Annotated in this window: 15 protein-coding genes and 1 pseudogene; 2 read left to right on the plus strand and 14 right to left on the minus strand. The window is 56.2% G+C overall.

The genetic code is table 11. From position 1 onward, the window contains the following. Positions 1-13: 13 nt before the first annotated feature. The gene (locus tag ACA067_RS19375) at positions 14-238 is read right to left on the minus strand and encodes a DUF2188 domain-containing protein (protein WP_497458045.1); all 225 of its coding nucleotides are present in this window, start codon (positions 236-238) and stop codon (positions 14-16) included. A gap of 186 nt (positions 239-424) precedes the next feature. On the opposite strand from ACA067_RS19375, the pseudogene ACA067_RS19380 reads away from it, so the two are divergent. Beyond that, positions 425-1751, plus strand: a pseudogene (locus ACA067_RS19380) (SDR family oxidoreductase). A gap of 356 nt (positions 1752-2107) precedes the next feature. Here the strand turns inward: ACA067_RS19380 and ACA067_RS19385 are convergent. The 7 genes from ACA067_RS19385 to galB form a co-directional block, all read right to left on the minus strand. Continuing rightward, positions 2108-3439 (minus strand): MFS transporter, encoded by a 1332-nt coding sequence (locus ACA067_RS19385; RefSeq protein WP_497458046.1) that lies wholly within the window; start codon positions 3437-3439, stop codon positions 2108-2110. A 337-nt stretch (positions 3440-3776) separates the two neighbouring features. Further along, complete coding sequence (locus ACA067_RS19390; RefSeq protein WP_497458047.1) at positions 3777-4622, minus strand: amidohydrolase family protein; 846 nt, start codon at positions 4620-4622, stop codon at positions 3777-3779. A gap of 28 nt (positions 4623-4650) precedes the next feature. Beyond that, positions 4651-5943 carry an MFS transporter gene (locus tag ACA067_RS19395; RefSeq protein WP_497458048.1) on the minus strand — a complete coding sequence of 431 codons (1293 nt, stop codon included), beginning with the start codon at positions 5941-5943 and terminating at the stop codon, positions 4651-4653. A 136-nt stretch (positions 5944-6079) separates the two neighbouring features. Continuing rightward, on the minus strand, positions 6080-6811 hold the full coding sequence (locus ACA067_RS19400) for a GntR family transcriptional regulator (protein ID WP_497458049.1): 732 nt from the start codon (positions 6809-6811) through the stop codon (positions 6080-6082). Positions 6812-7168: 357 nt separating this feature from the next. Beyond that, a complete protein-coding gene (locus ACA067_RS19405) occupies positions 7169-8257 on the minus strand; it encodes a 4-oxalomesaconate tautomerase (protein ID WP_497458050.1) in 1089 nt (362 codons plus the stop codon). A 2-nt stretch (positions 8258-8259) separates the two neighbouring features. Further along, entirely contained in the window at positions 8260-8976 is a 717-nt protein-coding gene (locus ACA067_RS19410; protein WP_497458051.1) for a 4-carboxy-4-hydroxy-2-oxoadipate aldolase/oxaloacetate decarboxylase, read from the minus strand. Continuing rightward, the gene (gene galB / locus ACA067_RS19415; protein WP_497458052.1) at positions 8973-9707 is read right to left on the minus strand and encodes a 4-oxalmesaconate hydratase; all 735 of its coding nucleotides are present in this window, start codon (positions 9705-9707) and stop codon (positions 8973-8975) included. The genes ACA067_RS19410 and galB overlap by 4 nt, the downstream gene beginning before the upstream one ends. Before the next feature lie 158 nt (positions 9708-9865). On the opposite strand from galB, the gene ACA067_RS19420 reads away from it, so the two are divergent. Continuing rightward, positions 9866-11089 (plus strand): LysR family transcriptional regulator, encoded by a 1224-nt coding sequence (locus ACA067_RS19420; RefSeq protein ID WP_497458053.1) that lies wholly within the window; start codon positions 9866-9868, stop codon positions 11087-11089. On the opposite strand, the gene ACA067_RS19425 is transcribed toward ACA067_RS19420, so the two are convergent. The 6 genes from ACA067_RS19425 to ACA067_RS19450 all read right to left on the minus strand — a co-directional run bounded on the left by ACA067_RS19425 (position 11076) and on the right by ACA067_RS19450 (position 18401). Beyond that, positions 11076-12323 (minus strand): OprD family porin, encoded by a 1248-nt coding sequence (locus ACA067_RS19425; protein ID WP_497458054.1) that lies wholly within the window; start codon positions 12321-12323, stop codon positions 11076-11078. The two genes, ACA067_RS19420 and ACA067_RS19425, sit on opposite strands and share 14 nt — an antisense overlap. 138 nt (positions 12324-12461) lie before the next feature. Further along, positions 12462-13724 carry a gallate dioxygenase gene (locus ACA067_RS19430; RefSeq protein WP_497458055.1) on the minus strand — a complete coding sequence of 421 codons (1263 nt, stop codon included), beginning with the start codon at positions 13722-13724 and terminating at the stop codon, positions 12462-12464. A 24-nt stretch (positions 13725-13748) separates the two neighbouring features. Beyond that, positions 13749-15086, minus strand: a complete 1338-nt coding sequence (locus ACA067_RS19435; protein WP_497458056.1) for an MFS transporter — start codon at positions 15084-15086, stop codon at positions 13749-13751. A 383-nt stretch (positions 15087-15469) separates the two neighbouring features. Beyond that, a complete protein-coding gene (locus ACA067_RS19440) occupies positions 15470-15991 on the minus strand; it encodes an ABC transporter ATP-binding protein (protein WP_497458057.1) in 522 nt (173 codons plus the stop codon). Between the two features lie 409 nt (positions 15992-16400). Beyond that, on the minus strand, positions 16401-16766 hold the full coding sequence (locus ACA067_RS19445) for a histone-like nucleoid-structuring protein, MvaT/MvaU family (protein WP_497458058.1): 366 nt from the start codon (positions 16764-16766) through the stop codon (positions 16401-16403). A 216-nt stretch (positions 16767-16982) separates the two neighbouring features. Next, a complete protein-coding gene (locus ACA067_RS19450) occupies positions 16983-18401 on the minus strand; it encodes an aldehyde dehydrogenase family protein (protein WP_497458059.1) in 1419 nt (472 codons plus the stop codon). Positions 18402-18410: the final 9 nt, after the last annotated feature.

Raw genomic sequence — 18410 nt, forward strand, 5'->3', positions numbered from 1 at the left:
TCAGGATGACTGGCTAGCCTTTGGATTTTCGTGGGTCAGCACTACGAGGAAAAGTTCTTTCTTCCTGAATAGTCCCGTCCTCTTTGTGGATCTTCAGCGAAGCAGTTTTGCCCTGAAGGAACTCACCCGCCAGCGCGGTGATTTCAGCCTTGGTCGAGGCAGTCTTCGACGCTCTTTGCGCACCTTCCTTTATCAGTGCCCAGAGCTTGGCGGTCTTGGTGATGTGATAATTGTCCATCCGATCTCCTAGCGCGCTGCGCGCATTTACAATGTGGTGATCGGTTGACCTCTACTCTCTCAGCGAGTTTGAAAAAACCACACTCAAATACCTGAAGGGACGCCTATCTGCCTTTCAGTCATCTCGATGGAACAATGAAGACAGCCCATCCTCTATCGCAACACCAGCGAACCTGAGGATGTCACCATGATCGACTCATTGACCGGTATGAAGCCTGGCGAGCGTTACGCCGTCGAAAGCCTAGAGCGCACACGAAATTTTCCCGGCTTCTTTCTCGACGGAAAATATTACCTGGGCCCCGAATTAATGACCGCCGTCGGGTGGCTGGAAGGTCAGCGATTTTTGTACGACGAACTTGATCCTGTAGGCGAGCCGGTGTTTCCAGATCGAGTCGCCGGCACCATTGAAGATCTGACGTTGACCTTGATCGATGGTGCACGTTTGAAACTGAACAAAGTGCGTTACAACGCCGCAGTAGATTTATCCTCATCAGAGGTTAGAGACCGTTCTGAGGTGTACGCAGAGACTCGACCAGCGCCCTCTACAACAAACTGGTGGTCATCACCGGGGCATCCAGCGGCATAGGCCGCGCAGCAGCTCATGCATTCGCCAGTGAGGGCGCACGCCTGGTGTTAGGGGCACGAGATGAAGCCGCGCTCGCTGAAGTCGTCGAAGAATGTGCTGCACGCGGTGCCACGGCTCTCGCAGTCCAAACTGATGTGACTGACAGCGAACAGATGCGCGCATTGGCGGATCAAGCTGCCGCGTTTGGTAACGGACAGATAGACATTTGGATCAATAATGCAGGTGTCGGAGCGGTTGGCAGGTTCGAGGAAACACCTCTTGAAGCCCATGAGCAAGTGCTGCAAACGGATTTGATCGGTTACCTGCGCGGCGCCTATGTGGCATGGCCCTACTTCAAGGCGCAAAAACGCGGCACGTTGATCAACACTTTGTCACTGGGCAGTTGGGTCGCACAGCCCTATGCCGCTGCTTACTCTGCCAGCAAATACGGTTTGCGCGGTTTGAGTGAAGCGTTGCGCGGAGAACTGATCGGATACCCCGATATCCATGTGTGCGACATCTATCCGGCTGTCATGGACACACCGGGATTTCGTGATGCAGGCAACTTCACCGGTCATACGCTCAAGCCACCGCCACCCATCTATGATCCGCATCTCGTCGCCCAGGCTATTTCGCCTGTGCGTTACGTCCGAGACCCAGCATCACGGTGGGAGGTGCCGCGACGATGGCCCGCCTGGCGCATTTTCTGGTACCGGGGTTCCCGCTCTTGTCGGGATGGTTGACTCGCTTGGGTGTACAACATGGCCCACAGTCTGAATCGTCATCAGGGAATCTGTTTGCGCCGCCAAGTGGTGATCGCCGCATTGAAGGTGGCTGGCGTGCAGCCAAGCACAGACCGTCGATCCTGGTTGCTGCAGGCGTGGCATTGGTATTTGGCGGATGCTTATATGCGCTTAATCGTCATGGACGGCGAGAGCGTTCTCGTTAGGAACTTCTAGTTACTCGACTATTAGCGAAGTTTGCCGTTGCACCGCTGAACATAAAAAGGGCCCTCTCGGGCCCTTTTGTACTCAAACGAAGATCACTTGGCCAGCCAGGACTCGACGGTCGCGGAGCCGTGTTCAGTTTTCCATTCCTGCATCACCTTCCAATGCATTGAGAACTTGTAGGCAAGATCGCCATGCCAGATTCGGTTACAGTTAGAAGACGCTCAATCCCATTGTTCAATACCTTTTGGCTCTCGCATTCATATGAGGTGATCGACTCGGCCTGCAGCACTGCATCTCGACGAGGATCAAAACGAAACGAAGAGACTTGCCGATTGAGCCTCTTCGCAGAGACTGGTCAACTACTAATGGTTACGGCTTGCGCCGCACGACGGGCCTGTTTGCCGATCAAAAACACCAATAGCGATCCGGTAGCGGTGAGTGCGCAGAGCGGCATCAGCGCCATCGGAAAGCTGCCGGTCTGATCACGCAGTACACCGATGACGGAACTCATCGCGCCTGTGCCCAAATGGGCGAAGGTATTGATCGCAGCAATACCGGTAGCCAGGGTCGCAGGTGGCAGGGTTTCGGAGCAAAGTGCCCAGAACGGCCCCTTGATCGCATAGTTGCCCATCAATACCAGCGTCAGAAGAACCAGCGTAATGGTCAGGGAGTCTGTGAACAGCGTGGCGGCAAAACTAACCGCAGTAATAGCCAGCGGAATAGCGGTGGCTTTAATCCGTTCCCCGCTTTTGTCCGCGTGCATCCCCCAGTAAATCATGAAGACTGCGGCGATGCCGAAGGGGATCATGTTCAACAGGCCGGTTTGCATGTTGGACAGGTGGAAGGATTTCAGAATCTGCGGCATCCACAACGAGAGGGTATTGCTGGTTGCCGAACTGCCCATGTAGATCACCGAGAGCACCCAAATATACTTATTGGTGAACACCGCCTTGAGCATGCCGCTCACGCTGTGAGGATGTTTCTGCATAGTGCTTTCGCGTGCAGCCCGTTCTTTGGTTAACTGTCCGCTCAGCCAATCCTGTTCCTGTTGAGTCAGCCATTTGGCTTCGCTCGGCCGATTAGGCAACACCTTCAAAGCCAGCAATCCCAGAATGATCGCAGGCAGTGCTTCAAGCATCAGCAGCCACTGCCAACCGGCGAAGTCTGCCACACCATCCATTTTCAACAGCAGTGCCGACAACGGCGAGCCGATGAAGTTAGACAGTGGAATAGCCACCATGAATATCGCAATGATTCGAGCCATGTACGCTTTGGGGATGCATTGCGAGAGGTAGAGGATGACACCTGGAAAGAAGCCAGCTTCTGCCGCTCCGAGGAGGAAGCGGGAAACAGAATAGGAGATCGGCCCGACCGCAAATGACGAGCAGAAACCGACGATGCCCCACGTGATCATGATGCGTGCTATCCAGCGCCGGGCACCGAAGCGCTCCATGGCCATGTTGCTGGGCATTTCGCAAAGGACATAAGCGACGAAAAACAGTGTAGCCCCGAATCCGAAGGCACTGGCCGTCAGGCCGATGTCCTGGTTCATGGTCAGGGCTGCGAAACCAATATTGACCCGATCAATGTAGGCGATGAAATAACAGAGCACGAGAAAGGGAATCAAGCGAAACCCCAGCTTGCGCATTGTCGACTTTTCAATTTCAACATTCGATTGCTTATTCATGAAACCCGCTCTCTCTTGTAATTGGAATTGGCTGCTCTTCGGCAGAACTTCTCGATGCGGCACGAGAGGTTTGACTGCAAAATCGCATCTCAAACTTTCAGCAAGCTTTCGTTACAGATATAAAGGATGAGTGGCCACCCGCAGTATTATTGTGAACCGCAGGCGGGGAAAATTTGTCGTGACGGGACACTAATGCTCGCTCGCCAATTAAGAATAATCACTCGATAAGGAAGCATTAGAATCAAGCCAACGGGTTGGAGCTATCAGCTGCACAGATGAGAATCTTTTAAGCGCATGACGCTTCAAATCGGGAACACCCTGACCTATCGTTGCATCTTCAGCCTTCGCTTTTTTCAAACCCGAATAACATCCGAGGCGCTTGCACTAGCAGTGAATGGATAAGTGGCGACGAACATTCCAGCGCTTGCAGCTGCTCGATTACCGTAGCGAAACCGATGCTTGCTTCATGCTGCGTATGCGGCCAATCACTGCCCCATACCATCCGTCGAAGACCGAAACTATGCTCCAGCAATGGCAACGCCATTCGGGCAAATTCCATGTTCTGTTGCGGCGTACCTGCCAAACGATAGATACCTGAAACTTTCATCCAGATCGGCCCTTTGGATCCCAGTTCCAGCAGCTCGGAAAACCCTGGCTGATCGACTCCCGATCTGGCATCCGGACGGCCGAAATGGTCAATAACCAGTTTGATGCCGAACGGCATTAGTTGATTAATCAGTGCCGGCAAATCCTTTACGTCACGGTGCAATTCGACATGCCATTCCAGCTCTCCGATGTGGCTGAAAAAGTCTCGCCAGACGCGTTCACGGAGGTCGGGTAATGCTTTGTCCATCAAGTTCAATCGGACGCCAACTACACCCAGTCGAGCCATGTCGTTCAATGTTTCGCGGCTAACGTCCGGTTCTACTACCACCACACCGCGTAACTGTGCTGGCGCCTGTTGCAATGCCGCCAACAGGAAGCTGTTGTCCGTACCGAGAAAGCTCGGCTGCACCAGTACGCCATGACTCAGGCCATGGGCTTGCAGGTGATTCAGATACTGCTCAAGCGTGGCGTCGTAACCGGGGGTGTAGCGCCTAGCAGCGGCCAGGTTCAGCTCACGGCTAAACACGTGAGCATGAGAATCGATGCCGGTGATCGGCGTAGAACAGATATCAGACATGGGTTTCAACTATCAAAGGTAATGGTCGTCAGGCCCGCGCGCGCTCGTTGTCGTTCACCGTGGCTTGTACCGATGCAGTGTTAGACGCTTCGAGGGTGCGACCACGGGTTTCCGGTAGGCACAGCGCTGCGATCACTGCCACGCCATAGGCAATCCCGGCGTCGATGCCGATCGCCGAACCCAAAGACATGGTGTCGCTCATGTGGCCCACTAGGAATGGGAACACCGCAGAAAGCACTCGGCCAAAGTTGTAGCAAAAACCCACACCAGCCCCGCGTACGTCCGCCGGGTACAGCTCGTTGAACAGCGCCCCGAGGCTGGCCGGAATGCCGGCCGCAAAGAAACCGAGCGGGAACCCCAGGAACAACATCTGGGTATTGGTCAGTGGGAGGAATACATAACACTGCACAGTGACTACACAGCACAGCGCGAACAGTACGATGTTTTTACGACGGCCAATACGGTCGATCAAAAATCCACTGGCTATACACCCACACCAGAAGGCGAAGATGATCACCGCCAGGTAGCCGCCAGAGTTCAACACAGATAGGTTGCGCTCGGTCTTGAGGAACGTCGGCAGCCAGGTCATCACCGCGTGGTAACCACCGTGCGCACCCAAGCCCAACAGACCACCGAATAGCGTCACGCGAATCAGTTCGGGGCGGAAAATGCCGGCCAAAGACTTGAAGAAACTTTGCGGGATGGCGTTTTCTTTTTGCAGCCGCTGGAAGCTGTCAGGCTCCTCGACATTGCGCCGTACCCAGATGATCAGGAACGACGGCAACAGGCCAACGATAAACATCACACGCCAGGCCATGTCCTGCGGTACAAAGGAATAGATCAGCGCAAACACGCCGACCGCCAGGCCCCAACCCACTGCCCAGGCGCTTTGCACCGTGCCCATCACTTTGCCGCGAAATTTAGGATTGATCGTCTCGGCCATTAGCACCGCGCCGGCAGCCCACTCCCCACCAATACCAAACCCCTGCAATGCCTTGACGATCAACAACTGGTGAAAGCCAGTGACGAATGCGGACAGAAAGGTGAAGAACGAGAACCACAAAATCATCCACTGCAGTGTGCGCACCCGTCCGTAGCGGTCGGACAATGTCCCCCCTACCCAACCGCCGATGGCCGAGGTAACTAGCGTGACACCGCTAATCAGCCCCGCATCACCCTTGGTCAAGGCAAATGCGGCGATCAATGCCGGAATTGCCAAGCCGAACATTTGTACTTCCAGCGCATCGAGCGACCATCCGCCGAAGCAGGCCCAAAACGTTTTGCGCTCCCGAGGAGTGACTTGGCGATACCAGCTAAACATGATTCTTATCCTTATAAGTGAAACGTGAGGCAGCCGAGAGCGAACCGCGCCGCTGCGGGGCCAGTCAGGACAAACAAAACAATGAAACCAGCGGCGATCTAGTCGCCGCTGAGCGATCCGCTACTCAGGCAAGGCGTTAGCGAATATCCACGCTGTAACGGAAATGCTCGGCATGCCCGCGAGATCGACGCCATTCCATTGGCGTACCAGCGTAGTCACGCGCCAGACGCTCGATCACTACCACCGGGCTATTGACCGGGACTTGCAGTAATCGCGCATGCACGTCACTCACCGACTCGGCGGTGAGCGTTTCTTCGGCATAGGCGACAACTTGGCCGCACACTTCTTCGTAGATCGGATAAAGCAATGGCCCCTTTCGGCTAAGGTCAATCTCCAGCAGCGGCTGAAAACGGCTGGACGGGAGCCAGATTTCTTCGGCAAGCACCGGCTGAACATCGAGCAGACGCACACGGACAATGCGAATAACCGGCGCGTCGAGGGGAAGCCCTAAGGCCTGGGCTACTGCGGAGGGTGCGGCCATCGGCTCGATCGACAGGATACGACTCTCCGGTACCTGGCGTTCGCCGGCAGCGGTTTGAAAACGGAAGAATCGGAATAGCGAAGATTGAAACTGAGGCCGGCGAATGAAAGTGCCTCGACCTTGCTGACGTTCCAGAATGCCCTCACCGACCAGCGCGTCGACCGCTTTACGCACGGTGCCTGTGGACAATTGGTACTCCGCTGAAAGCGCGGCTTCGGTGGGAATTGCCTCCCCGGGGCGCCAGCGGTTGTTGGCAATCTGTTCAGCCAACTGATCACGCAAGCGTTGGTAGAGTGGCAGGCGAACATCACTGGATAGAGAATTCATCGACTTTATTCACCTTGTTGTATAGTCATCTATATGAATTTTGAGATGAGTATTTCCTCAGATGACTGAGCTGTCAAGGAGGGTTAAGGCACCTTGCTGACGAATGGTGAGCCCCGCCACAGTGAAACCTACGTCAAGTCAGCTCTGTGGGTCTCAGGCCGACTTTCCACCGCTCCCAGAAAATGCGAAGCCGTTCCTCCGGCCCTTAGTTGCCTTTTCTGTAGGCAACAAAAAAGGCCCCAGCGGGCCTTTTTTGTACTCAAACCAAAATCACTTGGTCAGCCAGGACTCTTGAAGCTCATGGTGCCGCGCTCTATGAGTTAGTCAGATTCATAAATTTTACAACTGGATTTCCGATCAGCCGACGCGTTCTTCAGACCCAATACGGCGAGGCACGCACACATAACCATCAAACAAAAGCCGGGCGGTTCGAATGAGCCCGCAACTCATTATTTGCCCTTGGCGCAGATGCAATTCAACGGTGAATTCGCCCGTCGGATGCTCAATTGACAAGCGCATTACGTCGCTCCTTTCCAGACATGCCACTTTGGCCGGAACAGTGCCTTCGATCAGGCAGGCGGTGGCTACGCTGACGGCGCCAAAAACGCCGATGCTGCTATGGCAACGATGAGGAATGAATGTGCGGGTATTCAGCGCTCCACCCGCCTGCGCCGGCGAGACCAAGCACATCTTGGGCACATTGCGTTCGCTCACATCCCCTAGATTTATACGTGGGCCGGCCTGCAAGCGGATGGATTCGATTCGCGCCTTGAGCGCACTATCGGCATTCAGCTGTTCAGGGCTTTCATAACCGCTGCAACCCAAATCTTCAGCACGGATCAGCACCACCGGCATGCCGTTATCAATGCAGGTGACCCCTACTCCGTCGATCACGTCAAGCGCATTCCCAGTGGGCAAAAGCGCACCGCAGCTCGAGCCGGCGATGTCAGCAAACTGCAAAGGCAATGTCGCGGCAGTACCTGGTACACCATCAATTCGTTGGTCGCCGGTGTAGCTGACATGGCCGTCGGGGGTTGGCACATGCGCAATCGCTACCTGACCGGTATTCTCCATGAAAATGCGCACTGGGGTTATGGCGCCAGTTACCTTCACAAGCCCACGCTCTATGGCGAATGGCCCGACACCAGCAAGTATGTTGCCGCAGTTCTGGCCGTAATCGACTCGCGCCTCATCGACCAGCACTTGCGCAAACAGGTAATCGACATCGGCATCGCCACGCTCGGAGGGTTTGATGATTGCAACCTTGCTGGTCAACGAATCGCCGCCGCCGATCCCATCGATTTGCCGCTTGTCCGGCGAACCCATGACCGCCAGCAACACCTGATCTCTCGATGCCTCCTGGCCAGGCAAATCTTTGGCCAGAAAGTACGCACCTTTCGATGTTCCACCGCGCATCAAAAGGCAAGGTATGCGAGTCTGAGTCATGTTCAATCCCCGAGTTCGTCGAGGCTGTCGACGTACCTCAAGCCTTTCTCCGCCAGACGGCCACGCATGTTGTAGATGTCCAGCCCCAACTCACCCTTGGCCAGTCGCAGCGCCTTCTGCTCTTCCAGATCGGCACGCCGACGGCTGGCCTCGACCACTTGCGCAACCTCGGCACGCCGCACAATCACCACGCCATCGTCATCCGCCACCACCACATCACCCGGATTGACCAGTTGCCCGCTACACACCAGCGGCAGGTTGACCGAGCCCAGGGTCTCCTTGATCGTGCCTTGCGCGCTGATCGCCCGAGACCAGACCGGGAAGCCCATCTCGCGCAATGTATGGGTGTCGCGCACGCCGGCGTCGATGACCAGTGCGCGCACACCATGGGCCTTGAGCGAGGTCGCCAGCAGGTCGCCGAAATAGCCATCGGTGCAGGGGGAGCTCGGGGCGACCACCAGAATGTCGCCTGGACGGCACTGCTCCACCGCCACATGGAACATCCAGTTGTCACCCGGTGCGACCAGTACCGTCACGGCCGAACCGCTGATCACGGTGCCCCGCTGAATGGGGCGGATCGAAGGCGACAGCAGACCTTTGCGTCCCTGCGCTTCATGAATCGTCGCGACACCGTAGCGTTGCAGCTCATCGACCATCGCCCGCTCGGCACGGGCAATGTTGCGCACGACGATGCCGGTTTTTCCGATCAGCTCGCTCATGCCAGGTTCTCCGTCACGCGCGGAAAGATGCTCTGGTAACCCTCGCCATATACGATGTCGCGGCTGGAAGTGATGCCGACATTGCGTTTGGCTTGAACGCCGCGCTGCAAGGCGACGCGGGTGTAGTACTCCCAGAGGTGTTCCTGACCGGCCATGCACTGGATCGCGGCATATTTTTTGTCCCAGACCGGGGTGATGTCCAGCAACACATCCGGACGCCATTCGCATTGCTCGGGCTGATGCGGTTCGAAGCTGTACACCGGCGGTGCGCCGACAATTTTCTCACCCGGTTTGTAGCCTTCAGCCTGGGCAATGATGCGCGCCTCCTGGGTCAGGTTCATGGCCAGCGGATGATCGTAGTTGTACGGGTCTTTCAAAGAGTGACTGAGGACAAACTCAGGCTGGACTCGACGGAACACATCGGCCAGGCGAAACAGGGTTTCCTTGTCGGCGCGCATCGGATAATCGCCGATATCGAAGAACTCGACGCTTGCGCCCAGGATGTCCGCAGCGGCTTGTGCTTCTTCACGGCGGGCAGTTTTGACTTTTTCTTCGCTCATCTCGCCCTTGCGCCACAGTTTGGCGGATTCGCCGCGCTCACCGAAAGACAGGCAGACGATGTGCACGTTGTAGCCCTGTTGCGCATGCAACGCGATGGCACCGCCGGCACGCCAGACAAAATCGGCAGAGTGGGCACTGACAACCAGCGCATTTTTTGGTGATTCGATCATTGCGGATTCTCCTCCTGCGTTTTGAAAGAGCATCGCACCGCGATCCACTGAGGGAGTAATGCGTTACAGTGTTTTAGGTATGCTTTTTTTTTATTGCCTGTAGGCAAACAGGCGATGCATAGTCAGGCTCGAACATTGATCCCTAGAGTACGCTTCCGATGGAATCCGATGAACTTTCCAGCCTGATGCACGTGCGAGCCTTCGTCCGGGTCGCCGACCATGGCAGCGTTTCCAAAGCTTCGGTAGCCTTGTATCGGGCTCAATCGGTGGTGACCCGATCGATTTCCGAGCTGGAAGCCCGGCTGGGTGTGCCGTTGTTCGAACGCCACGCCAACGGTATGCGTTTGACCGATTACGGTACACGGCTATTGCCTCGGGCGCGTCGGGTGCTGGTCGAGCTGGAAAGCGTGCCTCGATTCTTGGGCAGCGGGGAAAAACGTGCTATCGAACCGCTTTACCTGTTTCAGAACAGGCGTCTGCAGGTGTTCGTCAAACTCTGTGAAACCCACCATATGCAGACGGTAGCCAGCTTGCTTGGTCTGAGCCAGCCGGCGATCAGCTCGACCATCAAGGTCATGGAAAATGGCTGTGGCCAATCATTGTTCGAGCGCACGCCTCGCGGCCTGCAACCGACCCGTGCCTGCAATGAAATCCTGTTCCCAATCCGTCGGGCGCTCAACGAGTTACGCCATATCGAGACCGATATCACCGCCATGCGCGGTGCCCTGCAAGGCGTGGTACATGTCGGCGCCCTGCCCCTGGGACGTACGCGTATTTTGCCCGAAGCCATCGTGCGCTTGATGGCCGAACACCCGGCGACCCAAGTGATCACCAACGAAAGCCCATTCGATCTGCTGGCGACCGAGTTGCGTGCCGGCGATGTCGACTTCATTTTTGGTGCACTGCGATCACAGTCCTACGCCAGCGACCTGACCGGTGAAGTATTACTCACGGAAGAAATGGTCGTGGTGGCTCGGCGTGGTCACCCGTTCTATAAAAAAACAGCCTTGCACAAAGAGCTCGGCGCCGCCCAATGGGTATTGCCCAGGGCGGGATCGCCGGCCCGGCAAATGCTCGATGAGTGCTTCGCCCGGTTCGGTATTGCACCTCCCCGGCCGAGGGTGGAAAGCGGTGACATGGCGATCATTCGAGGCCTGTTGCTACGCTCGGACATGCTCGCGGCGGTGTCCGCCCACCAGTTGGAACAGGAAATCGCCTCCGGCGAGTTGTGCATCCTGCCGCTGACGCTGCAACAGACCACCCGGGCCATCGGCCTGACTTATCGCAACGGCTGCCTGCACTCTCCGGTGGCGCAAACCCTGATGGACATGATTCGCCGGGTGATCCGCGAGCAGGACGCCCTGCAGTTCAAAGCAGACTGAAGGGATAGCTGACGATCAGGCGGTTTTCGTCAAACTCGTTGCTGCTGTAGTCTCGGCGAATACTGGAGTTGCGCAGGCGCAAATTGAGGTTCTTGAAAGTGCCGCTCTGCACGGTGTAGGCCAGTTCCGACTCCCGGCCCCATTCCTTGCCGTCGCTGACAGTAGCGGTGTGTACGTTATCGCCGCTGATATAGCGGTTCATCAAGGTCAGTCCGGGAATACCCAAGGCGACGAAATTGTAGTCGTGGCGCAGTTGCCAGGACTTCTCCCGGGCGTTGTCGTAGCTGTTGTTGTAGCTATCGTTGGCCAGGATACCGCCGCTCGTGCCGTTGACCCGCATCCATGCGTTGTCACCGGTAAGCTTTTGCAGGCCGACGTAGAAAGTGCTGCCTCCGTACTTGGCCGAGAGCAGCGCTGAAGCAGTGCGGTTGTCCAGGTCGCCGGCGCGGGCACTGCCGTCCTCGTGGCCCCAGAAGTAACCCAGATTTGCCCCCAGCGTCCAGGCGCCGAGCGGCTGACTGTGTACCAGTTGCAGATACTGTTGCTGATAGATGTCCTTGAGCTCGGCATTCCAGAGGCCGATCATGGTGCGCTTGTCGTTGAAGCTGTGTTCACCGCCGACGAAGTTGAAGCGATCGGACGTGAAGGCGGTTTTGCCCTGCATGAACATGTCGTCCATGCTCGAGTCGTTGCGCGGGCTGTTCTGCCGGAACTGGCCGCCGTACAGGGTCAGGCCGTCGATATCCTGCGAGGTGACCTGACCGCCTTGGAAAGTTTGCGGCAGCGAGCGGCCATCGTCGGAACGCAGAATAGGTAATACGGGCATCCACTCACCGACCTTCAGTTCGGTTCTGCCCACTTTCATTTTCCCGGCAACCGCCAGACGGCCGAAATCATCGGCAGGACGCCCATCGCTATTGATCGGCAACAGCTGCGTACCACCTGTGCCCTGCCCGCCATCGAGCTTGACCGAATAGAGTCCCAACACATCCACGCCAAATCCCACCGAGCCTTGGGTGAAACCGGAACGAGCATCGAGAATAAAGTTCTGCGTCCACTCTTCGGCCTTGCCTTGCGGGTAAGTCGGATTGATAAAGTTGCGGTTGATGTAGAAGTTACGAAGGTTCAGGTTCGCGCTGGCGTCATCGATGAAACCTGCGGCCTGAATTTCCAGAGGCGCCGCACAAGCAACGGCCAGCGAGTAAGCGATTCGACGATTAACGGTGATTTTCATTGTTATTGTTTTTCCGATTTTTGGGTAAAGGAATGCCCTGCGCCCTTATTTGCAGAGCACACTGGGATCAAGAGAAAAATGGGTAATGGCGACCCGGAAAAGGTCGCCGAGAACTAACGGAGCGATCGCCCCTGTAGATCAGCGGGAGGTTTTGCCCGCCACCGAGTAGAGAACCTGCTGGTTGCGGGTCTTCATAAACTCCTCAAGACTCTGCCCTCGCATCGCCGCGTAGACCTGCAAGTTGGGAATCCCGAGTACCGCCGCGAGTTTTTCTAATACGAAGAAGATCGCCCCGTACTGGATCAACCCTCGCCAATCACGGCGTCGCAGCATTTCACGCTCCTCTTCGCTCAGCCCCCCTTCTTCGAACAGCGCTTCCGGGGCATCGAGAAAACGTTGACGCCATTGCGGCTCGATCATGCGATGCAGGAATTTGTTCAGGCGATAACCCTTGGCACTGCGTTCGAGCGTGAATGGATACGTTCCCTCCAGTTTCTCAATCCCGGCCAATTGGTGCTGCATATGCTGCAAGTGACGCGTCGTGACATCGACGGGCACCTCCCTGTCCTGGTTCTCCAGCAACAGGGTCGCGATACCGGTCATGGACGGCAGGTAGTAGTCCTGATGCAGATTTTTTACCGTGGCCGACATGGCGCCGCGCATGATCAACCAGGTAATCACTTCCGAACCCTCCATCCCGCCCAGGCTGGCGTACTCGGCATGGGTCATTTCGGTCAGGCGCACCGGGTCGTTGACCAGCAGATCAACGAATTGCTCATCCCACTGCGGGTTATTGAAGCCGCAACGCTCGCCATGCACCTGATGGGACACGCCGCCGGTCGCGACAATGGCGACCTTCAGGTCTTCGGGATAGCTTTCAATGGCCCGGCGCAAAGCCTGGCCCAGCTTGTAGCAGCGCAAGGCGCTGGGGATCGGGAACTGCAATACGCCGACCTGCAGCGGCACGATCTCTACCGGCCAGTCGGGTTCACAAGGCAACAGTGCCGACATTGGTGAGAAGAAGCCATGATCCAGTGGTTTGTCACGGAAGAAGCTCATGTCGAATTCATCGGCCATCAGACTTTGGCCAATGTGCCGCGACAGTGCCGCGTGTCCGCCAACCGCAGGCAGCAAGCGCGGATTGCCGCCCTCGTCCGCCACCTCGTAACGATCATCGACTCCGAGGGAGAAACCGCCATAGTGGTCGAAGAAAAACGACGTTACATGGTCGTTGAAGATGTAGAACAACACATCCGGTTGTTGCTCCTTCAGCCAAACCTTGATCGGTTCGAAGCCCTCGAAAATCGGCGCCCAGGCCGCCTCATTCTGTTTATCGTGATCTACGGCGAAGCCAATAGTGGGGGTGTGGGATACAGCGAGGCCACCGATGATGCGCGCCATGATGAGTACCTTTATTCGAAAAAATTATTGCGTCAGCAGGGACTGATTGACCCGGCGTCGAGCATGACCATTGGCCATGATCGCCAGTGCTGCGATGAAGGCCGGCACGCTCAACAGGGTGAACAGCAATGGCAGGCCTAACCCGAGGCTAAGCACGGCACCACCGATAAGAGAACCAAAGATAGCCCCGAAACGACCGATGCCCAGCATCCAGCTCACACCCGTGGCGCGGAAATCGGTCGGGTAATAGCCGGGGGCAAAAGCGTTGAGTCCGGTCTGCGCACCGCTCATGCAGAAACCTGCCGCCACCACGCCAAATGCCAACAGACTCGACTCCAGACTGAATGCGCCCAACAGCAGAATGAACGCACCGCCCATCGCGTACGCTGTGGCAATCACACGGTTGGGATTGCGCCTGTCCATCGCCCAACCTACCACTATGGCACCGACCGTGCCGCCGATCTGGAACAGGCCGGTGATAGTCGCCGCCCGCTCAATGGACAGACCACCCTCGCGCAACAGCGTCGGCATCCAACCCATTGTCAGGTAGATCACCAGCAGCCCCATGAAGTAGGTCGTCCACAGTGAAAGAGTGCCAAACCGGTAGCCCTCGCTGAACAGCATGCGCACAGGCGCCTTGAGCTGGGCCTTGGGTTCGGTCATGGTGAATTTCGTGGCGTCCGAAAAGGTGCCACCCAATTTGTTCAGCACTTTAGCGATCTGGCTGGCGGGGGCATTTCTACTGGCCAGAAAACGTGCGGACTCGGGCAACAGCAACCAAAGGAATGGCAGCAACGCCAGCGGCAGGATGCCACCCGCCAGCAGCACTGACTGCCAGCCATGATGCGGAATCAACCAGGCCGCCAAAAAACCGCCCAGCCCCGACCCCATGTTGAAACCGGTAAACATGATAGTTATGAACAGCGACCGGTTGCGCTCTGGCAGGTACTCGGACAACAGCGTGGTGGTATTGGGCAGCGCGGCACCTAAGGCCACTCCAGTCAACAAACGCAAGGCCGCCAGTTCATATGGATTACGGGCGAACGCACAGGCCAGGCTCAAAACGCTGAAGCCGGTCACGGCGAAGAGCAGCACCTTTTTGCGCCCCAAGCGGTCGGCGTAAGGGCCAGCAGTCAGGGCGCCAATGGCCAAACCGACCATACCGGCACTCATCACCGGGCCAAATGCCGCTTTGGACAGACCCCACTCCTGAATCAGCGAAGGCGCGATAAAACCCATTACAGCGACGTCAAAGCCATCGAACAGCACAATGAAGAAACACAGGCTCATGATGAGCCACTGATAGCCGGCAACCGGACGGTTGTCGATCCACGCTTTGATATCGACCGTTTCGTGACTCATGCTTTTCACCTTCTTATTTTTGTAGACAATCCAACGGGCTCGGGAATGGACAGTCCTTTTCCCTTAGTCGAATACTGGGCACGACTCTAAAGCCGCACATGTCCGCTGCGCCTCTGGGAATTCCTTAACCAGGTATCTGTTTTTCTTATCGGGCATGCCGAGGGATCGTAATCAACGCTTTGGTTCGCGAGGAACTAACCATTGAGAAATTACAAACGTCTGCATTTCGGTGATCCAGACGCTATCGCCTTGCACAAGGGAGGTGTAGTCCAGGTCGACGAGCTGACTGGCAGTCCAGATCAGCACAAAACAACATCAGCAACAATTTCCTTGCGATGTGGAAGCCTGTGCTGTGCACGCTTTTAGCGGTTGAATTGCAGTGATCACCGGCGCGCCAGTCTGGGGCACTTCAACAGTACACAACTAACGCCGTACAGCTCCTCAACGAGAGCAGAAGTCACGACTGTATCGGGAGCGCCGTCGATCACAATGCGACCCGCCTTCATGGCCACCAGATGGTCTGCATATCGGCATGCGCTGGACAGATCATGCAGAACCATAATTACCGTCTTGCCGGCATTGCTCAGTTGGCGAACGAGTTCAAAGACTTCCAGCTGATGCCCCAGATCCAGCGCTGAAGTTGGCTCGTCCAACAACAGCAAAGGCGTGTCCTGGGCGATTGCCATGGCGATCCAGGCGCGTTGTCGCTGCCCTCCGGACATAGATTCGAGCGGCCTGTCTGCCAACTCCACAAGGCTGGCGGCCTGCAAGGCATTCTCGACGATCAATTGATCCTTGGCGCTCCACTGGCGCATAAAGCCCTGATGCGGTTGACGCCCGAATCGGATGAGCTCGCTGATAGTAATGCCCTCTGGTGCACTCGCATATTGGGGCAACAAAGCCAATAAGCGAGCCACATCGCGGGTGGGTATCGTACTCACACGCCCACTGGATAAACGCACGCCTTCGCATGAGTGCGCAACCGTCCGAATAGGCAATGATTCCGCTCGCGCGTCGCTGGACTCTACGGCCTGTCGTCGATGCCGGCTTCATGCCGACGTCTGCTGCAGTGAATCCCTCACAACGATTGCAGTTCAGGCTCTTCGCGTGGCTGAGGACATATCACTTTGTAGACTGACAGGTTGCTACTGACCTTAAACCTCAAGCAATTTTGTCCTGAGTAGTGCCAGATAGCCTTTGAACCTCAACGGCTATCTGCATGTCCTACCAGGGCTCCCTGCACCCAATCTCTTACATCCGTTTCGCAACCCAAAAAAAGCCCTGTAGAGGGCTTCTTTTGTACTCAAACCGAACTCACTTGGTGAGCCAGGACTCCACGGTGTCGGAACCGTATTTCGCTTTCCATTCCTTCAGCGTCTTGTGGTTGCCGCCTTTGGTTTCGACAACTTCACCGGACTCCGGGTTTTTGTAGACCTTCACTTGGCGTGGCTTGCGGGTGCTGCTCTTCGACTCCGCAGCGGGTGCGCGACTACCAGCCTTAGGATCAAGTAGGTTGACGATGTCTCTCAAGCTGAAGCCGTACTTCGCCAACAAGGCACGGAGCTTTGTTTCGAACTCGATTTCTTGCTTCAGACCGGCGTCACCTTTCAAGGCTTCAAGCGCTTGGAGCTGCTCGGCCAAGTGTTTTTCAAGCTGCCGAAATTCTGCGAGTTTGGACATGGTTAACCTCGTAAACGATTGCTCATGTGAGATAGGGTGAACCAAAGAATCAGTCCGTTCACCCCTTAAGAGTTGGGGTAAGAATATCTCACAAAGCATCGGACGTGCACCTCAGTGTAAGTTCGCGCGACCCGCTACTATTTTTATCAACGAGGACATCGGGCGTTGGGAGAAAGCGTCCACCCGATGTACGTCGACGACAATTACTTCGTAGGCTTAACCCACCTCGCTGATACAGACCACTTTGGGCTGCGTCATATCCTCATACGCAAACCGAACACCTTCGCGCCCAAGACTTCCGTACTTAAAACCACCGAAAGGCATGGCATCGAAACGATAATCGGAAGAATCATTGATCATCACACCACCCGCTTCGATTTGACGCGCTAGTTTCAAAGCCTTGGAAATATCACGTGTGAAGAGACCAGCATGCAAGCTGTACTCCGTTGCGTTGGCCAGAGCAACAGCGTCATCCAGATGGTCAAAAGGCTCCAGAATAACCACCGGAGCGAAGACTTCCTGCTGCCAAATCGTACTGCTATGCCTCACACGCTCAAGCACGGTCGGCGCATAGCTTCCCACTTGGCGATGGTGCCCACATAGAAGGACGGCACCTTCGGCCAGTGCTTCATTTACCAATTGTTCGGTACGACGGGCCGATTGTTCCGTAATCATCGGGCCTACATCCGTTGCTCGCTGGTCAGGATCGCCCACCACCAATGCGCGCGTTTGGCTGACAAAACGCTCACGGAAATCCTCATAAATTGAGCTATGTATGAGGATGCGCTGCGTGCCGATGCAATTCTGCCCTGCCGCCCAGAAGGCACCAGACACACAGGACTCCACGGTCGGTTCGATATCACAATCTTCAAGCACAAGAACCGGGGCATTTCCTCCCAGATCCATTGCTAACTTCTTCAACCCAGCACTACGAGCAATGGCCTCACCCGTGGCAAAACCACCCGTAAAGGAAATCATCCGAACTTCGCGAACCTCCACCAATGCTTTACCCAAGTCGACGCCTCCAGTAGCCAGGGTAATCACAGAGGGTGGAAGACCCGATGTCACCAGGCACTCAACGAGTTTGAGAGCAGACAACGGCGCGAGTTCCGAGGGTTTCAAAATCACGGCATTGCCACCGGCGATTGCCGGGCCGAGTTTATGGGCGACCAAATTCAGCGGATCGTTGTAGGGAGTGATCGCGACGATAAGCCCCAACGGTTCCCGCGTGAACCAACCTTGACGCGACTCCGATCCTTCATAAGCCCCAAATGGAATAACTTCCCCGGCGTTACGACGCGCCTCTTCTGCCGATAGCTTCAACGTGTTCACACAACGCTTCACTTCCTTCTCTGCCTGGCGCAGCGTTTTTCCCGCCTCTGCAACGATCAGTCTGGCAAATGCTTCGGACTCAAGCTCCACACACCGGGCGGCGTTCTCAAGAATGCGCGCACGCAAGTGACGAGGCATTGCCGCACTCTCGCGCACGCCGATTCGCGCGCGTTCCAGCAAGCCAGGAACTGCGGCAGCATCGAGGCAAGGGACGCTCCCTACCAAGTGACCATCGAATGGACTGAACACATCAATCTGTTTGGCTTCAACAAGCTGGATACTGGCTCTGCTGGATACGCTCATGACTAGCTC

This window comes from Pseudomonas sp. LBUM1674 (assembly GCF_059695635.1).